General features: G+C 53.2%; 9 protein-coding genes. 3 read left to right on the top strand and 6 right to left on the bottom strand.

The annotated features are described in order from the left end of the window. Window positions 1-259: 259 nt before the first annotated feature. Window positions 260-1,198 (bottom strand): signal recognition particle-docking protein FtsY, encoded by a 939-nt coding sequence (gene ftsY, locus HG66A1_RS16700; protein ID WP_145186278.1) that lies wholly within the window; start codon window positions 1,196-1,198, stop codon window positions 260-262. Between the two features lie 118 nt (window positions 1,199-1,316). Further along, window positions 1,317-2,810: a rhamnulokinase gene (gene rhaB, locus HG66A1_RS16695; protein ID WP_145186275.1), complete on the bottom strand. Its 1,494-nt coding sequence runs from the start codon at window positions 2,808-2,810 to the stop codon at window positions 1,317-1,319. Window positions 2,811-3,032: 222 nt separating this feature from the next. Here rhaB and HG66A1_RS16690 point away from each other — a divergent pair, with 222 nt between their 5' ends. From HG66A1_RS16690 to HG66A1_RS16680, 3 genes are all read left to right on the top strand, one after another. Continuing rightward, the gene (locus HG66A1_RS16690; protein ID WP_145186272.1) at window positions 3,033-4,058 is read left to right on the top strand and encodes a nucleoside hydrolase; all 1,026 of its coding nucleotides are present in this window, start codon (window positions 3,033-3,035) and stop codon (window positions 4,056-4,058) included. A 48-nt stretch (window positions 4,059-4,106) separates the two neighbouring features. Beyond that, window positions 4,107-4,661 carry a TMEM43 family protein gene (locus HG66A1_RS16685; RefSeq protein ID WP_145186269.1) on the top strand — a complete coding sequence of 185 codons (555 nt, stop codon included), beginning with the start codon at window positions 4,107-4,109 and terminating at the stop codon, window positions 4,659-4,661. Window positions 4,662-4,966: 305 nt separating this feature from the next. Continuing rightward, a complete protein-coding gene (locus HG66A1_RS16680) occupies window positions 4,967-6,328 on the top strand; it encodes a BBP7 family outer membrane beta-barrel protein (RefSeq protein WP_197996628.1) in 1,362 nt (453 codons plus the stop codon). Window positions 6,329-6,366: 38 nt separating this feature from the next. Here HG66A1_RS16680 and HG66A1_RS16675 read toward each other — a convergent pair whose 3' ends face one another. From HG66A1_RS16675 to HG66A1_RS32040, 4 genes are all read right to left on the bottom strand, one after another. Further along, window positions 6,367-7,854, bottom strand: a complete 1,488-nt coding sequence (locus HG66A1_RS16675) for a DUF1501 domain-containing protein (protein ID WP_145186262.1) — start codon at window positions 7,852-7,854, stop codon at window positions 6,367-6,369. Window positions 7,855-7,910: 56 nt separating this feature from the next. Next, entirely contained in the window at window positions 7,911-11,021 is a 3,111-nt protein-coding gene (locus HG66A1_RS16670) for a PSD1 and planctomycete cytochrome C domain-containing protein (RefSeq protein WP_145186259.1), read from the bottom strand. A 286-nt stretch (window positions 11,022-11,307) separates the two neighbouring features. Continuing rightward, window positions 11,308-12,246, bottom strand: coding sequence for a PIG-L deacetylase family protein (locus tag HG66A1_RS16665; protein WP_232106593.1), 939 nt, complete (start codon window positions 12,244-12,246; stop codon window positions 11,308-11,310). A 136-nt stretch (window positions 12,247-12,382) separates the two neighbouring features. Beyond that, a complete protein-coding gene (locus tag HG66A1_RS32040) occupies window positions 12,383-13,276 on the bottom strand; it encodes a hypothetical protein (protein ID WP_197996627.1) in 894 nt (297 codons plus the stop codon). Between the last annotated feature and the right edge of the window lie 201 nt (window positions 13,277-13,477).

Below are 13,477 nucleotides of genomic sequence, written 5' to 3'. Positions count from 1 at the left end.
GCGCTAACTTAACGATGGCTCTAACTCGGAATATCGGAATTCTCAGTAGTGCTTTTGATCAAAAGAGATACGTCAAGAATATTCTGACTGATCGGGAGGGTCTGGCTTTTGTCGCCAGATTGCGGAGCCGGAATAGTTTAACAGTTGCTGAAGAATGTTAAACTTGCGCGAATATTATGCAACGAGCGCGCAGTAACCCGCAATACTCATATAAAGTAATGGGAATATAAGAGTTTGTATGCAGACTAATTAACAGGCATCAGGCGAATAAAGCGTCGACAAAACCTTGTGGATTAAAGAGTTCAAGGTCGTCAATCTGCTCTCCAACGCCTATATATTTGACCGGTATCCCCATCTTCTGGCGGATTGCAACGGTCACTCCACCCCGGGCTGTACCATCTAATTTTGCTAAAATTATTCCAGAACACTCGATTGCGTTCGAGAAATGTTCTGCCTGACTCAGACCATTTTGCCCAGTCGTTGCATCCAGAACCAGCAGGTTCTCGTGTGGTGCACCCGGGATCTTCTTATCTACGACACGTTTGATCTTTTCCAGCTCTTCCATAAGGTTGGTATGTGTCTGCAGACGGCCCGCAGTATCAATAATTAAATAGTCAACGCCGGTTTCCAGGGCTCGTTCACAACCGGAGTAAGCAACACTGGCCGGGTCGGTGCCGTCAGGACGGGTCACAATTTCACAACCCAGGCGGCTGGCCCACATGGTCAGCTGTTCCACAGCGGCCGCACGGAATGTATCACCGGCAGCCAGCAGGACCGTTTTCTTCTGTTTAAGAATCAGGTTTGCCAGTTTGGCGATCGAAGTTGTCTTCCCGACCCCGTTGACACCGGCGACCAGAATGACTGTCACACCATCCGGATTGTGTTTCAGCGGGGACAGGGGATCATTCAGGTCCCAGCGGGTATCACCTTCTCCTTCCAGCAGCGTCCGGATCTTTTCCTTCACGGTTTCCTGAATTTCATCCAGGATCACGGTACGACCACCATGTTTCTTGCGGATTTCATCACAGATGGCTGCCGAAGAGACAACGCCCATATCCGTCTTAATCAGTCGTGCTTCAAATTCTTCAATTTTCTGATCATCCAGAATCTCCCCCGCCTTGAACAGGTCGCGTACATCGGTGCGCAGGACATCTTTGGTTTTCTCTAAACCACGTTTCAAGCGGTCAAACAGACCCATTGTTATACTTTCTTACTGGATGATACTTAGCTATGAATCAAATGTGTTTACCGACTGGGATAATATAGTGTAGCGGAACAGACGGCAAGTTACTCACTTTTAAAGGGGGGAATGGTTGCTAACCAGCGGCATCCAGCAGCTGATTGAACCGCTGCATCGCCTCTGACCAGACAGCCTGATCCTGAGGTTCATATGTTGTCGTTTCCGTCGAATTTCTTACGATCTCACGAATTTCAGCCAGCGAACTGACAGCGCCTGCCGCACGAGCCTGGACCAACACATTACCCAGCCCGGTCGCCTCCACAGGTCCCGTGATGACCGGGATCTGACAGGAATTCGCGGTAAACTGGTTGAGCAGCTCATTCTTGGTTCCACCGCCGACTATATGTAGAACGGTAATGGGGGTTCCCGTCAGTTCTTCCAGCCAGTCGAGCACCTTGTGATATTTCAGAGCCAGGCTCTCCAGTGCACAACGCACAAACTGTCCCGGAGTTTCGGGGACCGGCTGGTTGGTCTCCTGACAGTAGCCTTTGATTTCTTCACGCATGTCTACCGGGCTCAGGAACCGGGGATCATCGGGATCCACCAGGGACCGGAATGGCTCTGCCTCTGTGGCAGCCGTGGTCAGTGCTGTGTAATCGAGTTCGGTTCCCTCCCGCTCATAGCACCGCTTGCATTCCTGCACGAGCCAGAGTCCCATGATGTTTTTCAGCAGACGATACGTTCCATCAATGCCCCCTTCATTCGTGAAATTCAATTCGAAGGCCCTTTTGCCGAGAACCGCCTGATTGACTTCGACCCCCATCAGGGACCAGGTTCCTGAACTGATATACGCCCAGTCGGGGTTGCCTGTATTGGCAGTGGGAATCGCAGCGACCGCGGAAGCCGTATCGTGGGTCGCGGGGGCAACTACCTCAATTTTAGAGAGACCGGTCTGCCGCATCACTTCTTCCCGTAAGGTCCCCAGCTTTGTTCCAGGTTGAACCAGCTTGGGAAGCATTGCGGTGGGGATCTCCAGTTGACGCAACAGTTCATACGACCAGTCGCCTGTCACAGGGTTGAGGCACTGGGTTGTGGTCGCATTGGTAAACTCAACGACCTGGCTTCCCGAGAGCAGCCAGTGGAAAAAGTCCGGCATGAGCAGTAACACGTTTGCCTGGTTCAGCAGTTCCGGATCGCTCTGCTGCATCGCCAGCAACTGGTAAAGTGTGTTGATTTCCATGAACTGCACGCCGGTGGCATCGAAAATCTCCTGCTGGGGCACCCGGGAGATGGCCAGGTTCAACATGCCTTCTGTGCGCGGATCTCGATAATGATAAGGCTGTCCCAGGAGTTCCTGTTTCTCTGAGAGCAGGGCATAGTCAACGCCCCACGTATCCACTCCGACGGAGATGATCTGATCTCCGTATTTCTGTGCAGCCAGTGACAGGCCCTTGAGGATCGAAGACCACAGCCCGATGACGTTCCAGCGTTTCGTACCGGCAACCGTAACCGGCCCATTGCTGAACCGGTAAATCTCTTCGAGGCGAATCTGCTGGTTCTCCAGAATGCCTGCCAGCACACGTCCACTTTCTGCCCCCAGATCGACTCCCAAAAAACACTGTGATGGCATGGATCAGCCCTTTTGATTCTAAAAAGCGGTGTTGATAAACTAGAATTTAATGCTTCGTGATTGAAACTGCATATTACAAAAAGTTCGCGGGAATTTCATTGGCTACCGGTTGTCCCTGCTGAAAGAATTCTCGATCATAAGCCTGACAACTGAAAACATTCTGAATGCCGGGACATCCCGGGCTGGACTCACATTGACTGATACGACTGAGAGACAACGACTATGAAAGCGCTATCGCTACTTTTTCTCATTATCGCCGCCTGCGGTCTCACTCAGAATAACGCCTTCGCAGCTGAACCGGTCAAACTGATCTTCGACACCGATATCGGAAACGACATCGATGACGCCCTGGCACTGGCTGTCATCCATGCACTACAGAGCCGGGGAGAGTGCGAACTGCTGGCCGTCACGAGCAGTAAGGACAATCCGTATTCGACGCTTTACTGCGATGTCGTAAATACGTTTTACGGTCGCCCTGAAATCCCACTGGGACGCGTGGAGCAGGGGAAAACTCCCAAAGACGGATCCTATGTAAGGAAGGTTGTCGAATACGCCCCCGAGGGAAAGCCTGTGTTTCCGCGGCAGTATGACTCCGCGGATCAACTGCCGGAAGCCGTCAGCCTGCTCCGCAAGACCCTGGCCGCTCAACCCGATCATTCGGTGGCCCTGGTCGTAGTCGGTTTTTCCACGAACATCGCCCGCCTGCTCAAGTCACCTGCAGATGACATCAGTCCGCTGACTGGAAAAGAACTGGTCAGCCAGAAAGTAAAACTGCTTTCACAGATGATTGGACGCTTCGAACCCGGCAAGCCAGCCTCCTTCCACGAATATAATGTCAGGGAAGACGTACCCGCGGCTCGTACCCTGTTTGAACTGTGGCCGGAAAATGTTCCCGTGGTAGCCAGCGGCTGGGAAATTGGCAGAGCAATTCAGAACCGGTCAACCAGCATTCTCAATGACTATAACTATGTGAAATATCATCCAGTCAAGCTGGGTTATGAATACTGGCACAAAATGCCTTACGACCGGCCTACCTATGACCTGACCAGTGTGCTGTATGCAGTACGTCCCGATCGCGGCTACTTTGGCAAGTCGGCACCAGGACAGCTGAAGATCAATGAATCTGGAAAACTGGAACACCATACAGAAAAATCAGGCAAACATTATTTCCTGACCGTCAAGCCAGAACAGGTAGTGCGCACTCAGGAAGTGCTGGAAAGTCTGTCCAGTCAACCCCCGTCGAACTGATACCGAATCAGGACTCAGGTCCCCTCTTTCAATAGTTAGCAGAATTTCATGAGTGAGCAGACTGAACAATCTACAGATCCGACATTTGGCACTCGTTTTAAAACGGCGTTGAAAAACCTGGGGATCGGAATTGTGTTCCTGATTGCGGGGTTGTTTCTGCTCTGGCATAACGAAAGCAGAATTCTGGAACGGGAACAGAGTATCACACAAGCAGAGGCAGTTCTCTCTGAAGCCAGCGCCGATGCAGAATCAGGGGCAGAAACAAAGTCTGCTCCCCAGGATACTCAGGTCACCACTCCCTTTCGCTGGGCCTTACGCCTCGGGGGCTGTGTGATTCTGTTTCTGGGGCTGGCGACACTCTTTAAACCACTGGTCGTACTCGTTGAAAAGATCCCCTTGATCGCCAATTTCGTCGGACGCGGTATCACGGTCTTCGCTTTGCTCAGCTCATTAAGCCTGACGCTGATCCTGATTTCAGCCGTCTGGATGGTCGCGCGCCCCGTCTTTGGAGCACTCATGCTGCTGGCCGGAATCGTCCCCCTCTTCACCTTGTATCGCTCCGGAAGAAAAGCGAGACTCAAACAGGCCTGGAAAAACGCCTGAGCCTCCCCCTGCAGTGATCTCCCCGATCTCTCGGATTTACCGGATCGTATTACGCGCTACCATCTCTTCCTATATTTCCTAATGTGGTGCGTTCTCGCATTCGGCTTCCGAACTTTCTGCCCAAGAACGCAGGATTCCTACAAGTCGAATAACCCTCATAACCGATACCTTTGATATATCTAATACCCATCACGCAGGAAATCCTGCGCGAGAGGGGGGGGATTTACTGAACTGTCCCGTGTTTCAGGGCGGTTTCGTAGAGTATCCGGCTTGTCGACTTCTTTATAATGAGATTGAAGTACAACATGGTTAATCCGGCCTATCGTTTAATGATTGGGATGATTGTTCTCCTGTCGGGAGTGGGCTTCCGTACTGCACAGGCTCAATATTCTCCTGCCATGGGGCAACCCGGCGCACAGGGGAATCCGTACGCGACTGCGTCCTACGGTGGTGGTCACAAAGGTGGCATGGTTTATGAACCGGCGCCAGAATATTATGCATCTCCCGATCAGTATGCTTCAGAGTATTACGCACCCGATTATTACGGCACGAGTAACTCAGGGACTGTGATGCAGGTGCTTCCGGAAGACCGGGGCTGGGCCTACGATCATCCCTGGGATGGCTTCTTTAAGAATCTGGCTGAAAACAGCTGGTTGCGCGTCGAATATATGCTGGTGAAATCCCCTCCGGGTAATCAGCTGATTGGTGCTCCAATTCCATCGGGAAATGACCCGCGTCTGCCCTATACAACCGCCGACTTCGATGGCTTTGGTACTTTATCGACCAAGGAAGTGGATCTGAGTTCCATCGGTACCCAGGGAACCAACGGTCTGCGTGGAACGTTTGGTATCGACTTCGAAAGCGGTACTGTCGAAGCGATCTTCTTCGGAACTCAATCCGATGTCAGTTCTGTCTCCTACGGTCAGGCAGATCTGCTGGGGCCGAACTTTGGTCAGACGGACTTGATTACGATTAATACCCTGCTCGATGGGCAGATTGGAATTGCCGGTAGAAACTTCAATGAGAAATTTGCCGTCAATTATCGCTCACAGGCATGGGGGGCGGAAAGTAATTATGTCGTCAATACTGACAGACTGTTTTTCAAAACAATCTACGGTGCTGGTGGATTTCAGATGCGTCCTCTGTTTGGTTTCCGCTATCTGAAAATTGCCGAAGACATGAACATTACCGGGGACTTTGAAGAACTCAATACAACCCCTGCAGTTCCACTGTTCACAACGACAATTGAATCGTCCACCAATAACAAACTGTATGTTCCACAGGCTGGTATTCGCATGGAGTTTGTGCATCCCTGGTTCACGATCTCTGCTGAACCTAAAGTCGGTTTCGGTGTGAACCATTACAAAGGGAGTGTGCTGACCGATCAGTTCCTAGGACCGACCGATCCCACACATCTCACGCAGATCTCACAGACACGTTTCTCTCCCACCTTTGAATTCGGCGTAAATGCCCGGTTCCATTTGAACCAGTGGTTCACCTTCAACGTGGGGTATAACTTCCTGTGGGCCAATCAGATTGCCCGTCCCGGCACGATTGTCTATTACAACAGCAGCACAGTCAGCAACGTCTCCCTGCAGGCACAGGACAGCCTGGACAGTTACAAGCTGCACGGTCTTGTGCTGGGTGGCGAAATCCGTTGGCCGTAAGCGAAGCTGCTGAGTCCGTTGTGGTTCAGCACTGTAGATTAAGCGATCAGTTTATCTACGACTTTACCACCCACATTGGTCAGTCGGATATCCAGACCACCGAATTTCTGTGCCAGTTTAAGGTGGTTTAAACCGAACAGGTGCAGCAGGGTCGCGTGAAAATCGTTGATGTGTACGGGATCCTCTTCCACCGACCAGCCCAGTTCGGTGGTCTTCCCGATAACCTGTCCCCCTTTTACGCCTCCGCCGGCCATCCAGAGACTGAAGGCACTGGGATGGTGGTCGCGTCCGGTAACCGCTTTAGAACCCGTTCGGTTTTCACCGAGAGGCGTTCTACCAAATTCCCCGGCCATCACGACCAGTGTGGAATCCAGGAGACCGCGTTGTTTAAGGTCTTTCAATAGAGCAGCCACGGGTTGATCCACGATTCCGGCGTTCCGCTCGATTCCTGCGTCCAGACCACTGTGATGATCCCAGGAAGCGTGATACAGATTCACAAAGCGAACACCACGCTCGACCAGTCGACGTGCCAGCAGGCAGTTACGTCCGAAGGCGGCTTCTGTATCCGAACCACCTCCCCGTTTGCCTTCCTTGGTATTCCCCTTGCGATTCACCCCGTAGGCTTCCTGCGTCTCTTTTGTTTCACTGGAGAGATCAATCAGTTCGGGGGCCGAGGACTGCATCTGGAACGCAAGTTCGTAGCTCGCAATCCGACTCGCAATTTCATCGTCACCCGTACGCTGCAGTTGTTCCTGGTTCAACTGCTTGATGGCTTCCAGACCCGATTTCTGAATCGCCGAATTGATTCCCGGTGGGTTATTCAGATTCAATACCGGTTCGCCCTGATTACGAAACAGTACGCCCGCATACGTCGAAGGCAGCGAGCCACTCGACCAGAGCGAAGCCCCGCCGCTGGCACCACGCCCCGCCGTCAAGACGACATAACCGGGCAGGTTGTTGGACTGACTTCCCAGTCCGTAGGTCAACCACGACCCGACACTGGGTCTCCCGAACCGGCCTACTCCGGTATTCATCATCAGCTGCGCCGGATGATGGTTGAACTGTTCCGTATACATGGAGCGAACCAGCGCGATATCATCTGCACAGGAGCCAATGTGGGGCAGGACATCCGAGAACTCGGTCCCACATTCCCCGTACTTCTTGAACTTGCGCGAACTGCCGCTCAGCGTCGCTGATTCTTTATTAATGAACGCAAACCGGACTTTCTCTGTCAGCTCCTTGGGCAGCGGCTGACCGTTCAATTCCTGCAGCTTGGGTTTCGGGTCATACAGATCGATCTGGCTCGGACCGCCGGCGAGGAAAATGAATATGCAGTTCTTCGCGGTCCCGGGAAAATGGGCATCTTTCGGAGCCAGGGGATTCGCCAGGCTGACTGAGTCTTCCCCGGCCAGCAGTCCTTCTTTCTGCATCATGGTAGCCAGGGCATAACCGGCAACACTGCAGGATGAATTCATCAGAAACCGACGTCGGGCCAGATTCAACGATTCAGTGGGAGGATTCAACATGGCAATGATCCAGACTCAATAAATGATTTCAAATAATGTTTGCTGTCAGAAGAAAACTAGCTGCGGGTGACGAACTCATCGAGGTTCAGCAGCACCCGGCCGATGATGATCCAGGCCGCGACTTCCTGGGGAGTACTTCCCGCGGGAATCGTCTGTTTGCTGGTCAATTCGCTTACCAGTTTGGGATCGGACTTTAACAGTCGGGTCTGTTCCTGGTAGAGCTGTTTGATGATTTCGACTTCTGACTCCGCAGGTTCCCGGGTCAGGCAGAGTTCAAACGCATGCTGAATCCGCTGCTCCAGGCTGCTGTCTTTTCCCTGAGTCTCACTCACAATCCGCGGGCCGAGAGCCTGGGAACACTCAAAAAAGACCGGATCGTTCCAGATCGTCAACGCCTGCAGCGGCGTATTGGAACGCTCGCGACGGGTGCAGCTCAGGTTGGAATCAGGCGAATCGAAAGTCATCAGCATCGGGTAGGGCACGGTTCGCTGGAAGAATGTGTAAAGCCCCCGCCGATAACGGTCGTCACCTTTACTGGTCGGCCATTTGACGGAATTCGCATATCCCAGACTGGCGATCCCCTCAGGTTGTGGCGGGTTCACACTCCGGCCGCCGACCTTATGCTTGAGCAGACCACTGACCGAGAGGGCCTCATCGCGGATGATTTCCGCCTCGACCCGCAAACGGTTCTGATGTGACAACCAGGCATTGTAAGGGTCGCGTTCCGCCAGTTCCGGACGTTTTTCGGAAGACTGGCGATAAGTGGCGGAGGTCACAATCAGCCGGTGCAGCTGTTTCATGCTCCAGTTCTGTTCGCGAAACCGGGTCGCCAGCCAGTCCAGCAACTCGGGATGCGAGGGGGGCTCCCCCTGTGTGCCGAAGTCGTTGATCGTGGGAACCAGACCTCGTCCGAAATAGCGACTCCAGATCCGGTTGACTGTTACTCGGGCCGTCAGCGGATGCTGTGGATTGAACAACCAGCGGGCCAGATCCAGACGCGATGGTTGTTCTGACTCCAACGGAGGCAGCACTGCGGGGGTATTCGGTTGAACTTCATCCGCAGGATTCAGGAAGTCACCCCGGACCAGCAGGCGTGTCTTGCGTGGCGTCTTCAGATGATCGACGACCTGAGCTTTCGTGGTCTCAGATGGATCCTGGGGCGCCTTTTTCCTGTGGGCCAGTTCCTGGTCTTTCAGCTTCTTCAGTTCGGGATCGATCATGCGATAGTATTCGCGAAGTTCCTGTTTCTGGACCTCGGTTCGCTGATCAACGGGCGTATTGAGCGTCTCGGCGATCAGGTCCGTCATCCCGGTCAGGGGGAGCGGCTTTTTGCCGGTGGTCAGCGACAGGCGAAACCGGCCCAGATTGTGATACAGCTTACGGGTAGTCGACTGCTGCAGCGTGACGGTGAGCAACATCCCTTTTTCATTGCCAAAGCTCTCTTTGGTTTCAAAGGTGGCGATCTGTTTTTTCCCCTGTTGAGGACTGATTGACCAGCCTGTGTGCGGGCTGTTGTTAATCACGCGGTCGACCTTAAAGCCCGCCATCTCGAAGCTGGCTTGAGCTTTCTCCAGATCGATTTCTGTCGCTTTATCGGGCGCATTCAACGGTGCTGCCTTGAGTGTCAGCATTGTCAGTTCAAAATCGCCGGTCGGACTGCGTCCCGGTCCCTGGCGAGGCAAACTCGGATCGGGCAGGGCTTCCAGTCGAATACCATTGATGTTCTGCAGGTTGGTTTTAAAGGTCAGCGTATAAATTTCTGCCCGTCCTGGGTTTTCTCCGGATGCCAGAATAGAACGGTCCGGCAGCACGCTGAGGGTGGTGTTCTGTTTTGCCTGGAGAGACTCAGGTTGCAGGATGTTCCAGACCGGACTCTGGTCCGGTTTCTGTTGTTCCCATTTTTCCATCGAGCCGACCAGTTTATGCTGTTCGTATTCCTGAACTGCTTTGACCAGCGGCGCGTGTGCTTTGAGGTAGACCTGGTTGGCTTTCTCAAACGCCGCCTGTTCTTCGGGAAGTGGTGCGCCGATATCCGGCTCGGTCAGCGAATTAAAAAACGCATATAGCCGATAATATTCCCGTTGAGTGAGCGGATCGTATTTATGCGTGTGACACTGCGCACATTCCACGGTCACGCCCAGCCAGACAGAGCCCAGGGTGTTGGTTCGGTCCACGGTGCGTTTGACGCGATCCTCTTCCGGGTCAGTACCCCCTTCACGGTTAATCAGCGTGTTACGATGAAAGCCGGTTGCCACCAGTTGCCGCGTGTCCGGATTCGGCAGCAGATCGCCGGCAATCTGCTCAATGGAGAACTGATCGAAAGGCATGTCATCATTGAGTGCGTTGATGACCCACGTACGCCAGCGCCACGCATGCGGACGCTTGCTGTCTTTTTCATAGCCGTCACTGTCTGCATACCGAGCCAGGTCCAGCCAGTGCCGGGCCCAGCGTTCTCCGTAATGCGGCGATTCCAGCAGTTGATCGACCATGTTTTCATACCACTGTGGACTCGGTTCGGAACTCCAGCGTTTCCACTCTTCCACGGAAGGGGGGAGACCGGTGAGATCCAGATACGCGCGGCGAATGAGTGTGCTGCGATCTGCCTCGGGTGCAGGCGTTACATTTTCCTGTTCCAGCTTTCGCAGGATAAAGGCATCGATACCATTTTTGACCCAGTCTGACTGCTTGACCTGGGGAGGCTGTACGTCTTTGATGGGCTGGAATGACCAGTGGTCAGATCCTGGCGTCTTGTTCTGCCCCGCGACTTCAGGCCAGACGGCACCCTGTTTGATCCAGGTTTCAACCAGAGCCAGTTCCTCTTTCGTCAGCGGGGTGCCTTCACCTTCGGGGGGCATTTTATCCCCATCCCCAGTGCCGGCGAGGCGATGATAGAGCTCGCTCTCGTGACTGTGTCCCGGTTTAATAGCGATGCCGCTGTCGCCCCCTTCCAGGGCGCGGCTTTTCAGATCGAGGCGGAATCCCCCCTCCTGAACTTCACTTCCATGGCAGGAAAAGCATTTGGCCTGGAAGAGTGGGCGGATCTGTTTCTGGAAATCGACAGCCGCTGCCTTCTCTGATTTTTCATTCGCAGAGAGCATCGCAGGCGGAAGCAGCGATGAGGAGAGCAGAAACAGGGAACCGGTAAATGTGAGTAGACCGAATTTCATAGACTTGCCCTCATTGTTATCAGGCAATGCAACGATCCGGGTGCGTCTCTGGAAGGTCAATGCTACGCCATCGCAACATGGGAGAACAGGTGAGTCCCCTTGATGATCGCTGTTACAGATAATAGTAATCGGATCAGACTACTATTGTCAATTATTCTCACCGCGTGTGCCTCTGACCAGACCATAACGCGAAAAACCTTGAGAGAAGAGCAAATCTCATCTCTCAAGGTCTGATTGGTGATTATCCGCTGTTCAGGCAACGGAATCGCAGATGATTGGCCGCAGGTTATTCATCTGTCTTGGGGATCGATGCTTCAATCGGAAACAGTTTGAGTAACGCCTGCTTGTTGGGGCGTGAACCGTATTCGCAGAGTTCGAACGATTCGGCGTATTTGACCTGCTTACCAACGTCTTCACCGTAAATGTTAATCAGCTCTGTACGGTACTTGTTGGCTTCGTTCGACTGACGTCGTGTCCAGGAAGGGCGGAGATGTTCAACCCGCAGTTCCGGGGGATTCGCGGGAGGAACTTTGGCGGCGCGTTCCGGGCTGCCACCAGCGCCCCCTTCCAGAGACTGAGATACCAGTTGGGCAACTGCTTTCAGTTTCTTTTCAAACACATTGTCTAAAGCGACAACGACATCTGGACGGAATGGATAGGGTTTCTGAAAACCGTCACTCGAGTACATGAAGACGGGGTTCTTTTTCAGCCGCGGTACATCGGGGCAGAAGTAGGGAACCGTCACCATGAACGCGGCGTCCTGGACAAGCACACCCACATAACGATGGTCGGGATGGTAGTCCCACGGACGATGCGAAATGACCAGATCCGCTTTCCATTCCCGGATCAGTTTGACGATCTTTTTTCGGTTCTCTAAAGTCGGCAGCAGTTCGCCATCGTGGATATCCAGAACTTCTGTTTCCACTCCCAGGATCTTACCCGCGGCTTTGACTTCTGCGCTACGACGCTGTGCCAGCGTGCCGCCGGCCATTTCAAAGTGACCGATGTCACCATTCGTGACTGATACCAGTTTGACTTTATGTCCCTGTTCGGCCCACAAGGCTGCGGTGCCTCCGTTTTTATATTCCGCATCATCCGGATGCGCTCCAAAGCAGATGATGCGCAGCGGTTCGTTGTCTGCAGCAGAGAGCGCGGAGGGGAGAATCAGCAGGGGGCAGGCCAGGAGTAACAGGGGGGAGATGACGTTTCGCAGTAGCAGCATCATGGTCGAGAGCTCCGGTTGGGGGGATTCAGATCAATGTTGAGACATGTATCCAAAATACCGGACAGCTTGACCAGATGGTAGTGTGGCGCATAAAAAAAGGCTCGCCGAAGCGAGCCTTGTGATGTCTTGCATTGCTTTACTTGGAAAAGCTGCGAACAGTTTCTGTCTGAGCCCGGGCAGGGGCTTCTTCAGTTTTGTCGATGTCTTTCCGGTTGCGGGCACGTTCATGAGAAATGCCAACCAGTTGAACGGCGAACTGCAGTTCAGCAGGATTGAAGTAAGGCGAAGGTGGCAGGCCACCAACGTGTTTGATTGATTTTGAAGCGAGTTCCTGCCAGCTCATCTTGTTGGCGAGGTGCCAGGCTGCTGCCTGACCTGCCTGCTGGTTCACCCGGCCGGTTGCGACCAGCTTCAGCAGTTCCTGCAGAGCAGGATCTTTGACCATGTCTTCGGTTTTGACCATCCGGTATTCCATCCGTGAGGATGGCTCTTTTTTACCGTGTTCGAGACAGACCGAAGTGTAAGGGACGTAAACTGTTTTTTCAGGAGGAACAGAGAAGAAACCACCGCCGGCACCACCGCCACCGGCTCCCCCTAATCCACCACCGAGCCCGCCGCCCAGACCACCACCGGCACCACCGCCGGCTGTCTGTGCCTGACCACCCTGGCCGCCACCGAGTCCGCCGCCTAAGCCACCGCCCAGACCGCCGCCACCCAGACCACCGCCAAGGGCACCCTGCTTAAGAACCTGAACTGCCAGGAATGTTTCCGGCAATTTTACGTTCAACGGTTTATCGTTATTGTTCGTAATCAGAACGTTGCCACCTTTGGAACTCTTCGCGATGATTTCGACATCGACCAGACCGGATTCCATGGCGTCAAACAGATCGTCTACCTTTTCTGCAGAGGGATCATATTTTTGCGGACGGATCGATTTTTTGCCGGCCTCCACGTTTGTGCTCAGGCACAGAGCCAGGCAGCCAGCGGTCAGAATTGTCAAAAATCGGGACACGGTTTTTGTGGACAACATAGAAAACGTTCCTGTGGTTCACGGAGAAAATACCACTTTCATGTGGTGTAAGACGAAAAGTCGCTGAATCAGCTATTTATTACAACTAACCCAACATTATCATCTTACAGCATACAAATTGGTTCTGGCAACAAAAAGTTGCTGGTAAACCAAGTTTTTCACAACTCAACCTGCCGGCTGTTAAAGTCAAACCGGTCAGGT

The organism is Gimesia chilikensis (assembly GCF_007744075.1).
Taxonomy (GTDB): domain Bacteria; phylum Planctomycetota; class Planctomycetia; order Planctomycetales; family Planctomycetaceae; genus Gimesia; species Gimesia chilikensis_A.
This window is presented reverse-complemented; position numbering and strand designations above follow the sequence as displayed.

What these genes read in the sequence shown, in the direction of transcription:
- ftsY (WP_145186278.1), bottom strand. Translation starts at nt 1,198, where the DNA reads ATGGGTCTGTTTGACCGCTTGAAACGTGGTTTAGAGAAAACCAAAGAT.
- rhaB (WP_145186275.1), bottom strand. Translation starts at nt 2,810, where the DNA reads ATGCCATCACAGTGTTTTTTGGGAGTCGATCTGGGGGCAGAAAGTGGA.
- HG66A1_RS16690 (WP_145186272.1), top strand. Translation starts at nt 3,033, where the DNA reads ATGAAAGCGCTATCGCTACTTTTTCTCATTATCGCCGCCTGCGGTCTC.
- HG66A1_RS16685 (WP_145186269.1), top strand. Translation starts at nt 4,107, where the DNA reads ATGAGTGAGCAGACTGAACAATCTACAGATCCGACATTTGGCACTCGT.
- HG66A1_RS16680 (WP_197996628.1), top strand. Translation starts at nt 4,967, where the DNA reads ATGGTTAATCCGGCCTATCGTTTAATGATTGGGATGATTGTTCTCCTG.
- HG66A1_RS16675 (WP_145186262.1), bottom strand. Translation starts at nt 7,854, where the DNA reads ATGTTGAATCCTCCCACTGAATCGTTGAATCTGGCCCGACGTCGGTTT.
- HG66A1_RS16670 (WP_145186259.1), bottom strand. Translation starts at nt 11,021, where the DNA reads ATGAAATTCGGTCTACTCACATTTACCGGTTCCCTGTTTCTGCTCTCC.
- HG66A1_RS16665 (WP_232106593.1), bottom strand. Translation starts at nt 12,246, where the DNA reads ATGATGCTGCTACTGCGAAACGTCATCTCCCCCCTGTTACTCCTGGCC.
- HG66A1_RS32040 (WP_197996627.1), bottom strand. Translation starts at nt 13,276, where the DNA reads ATGTTGTCCACAAAAACCGTGTCCCGATTTTTGACAATTCTGACCGCT.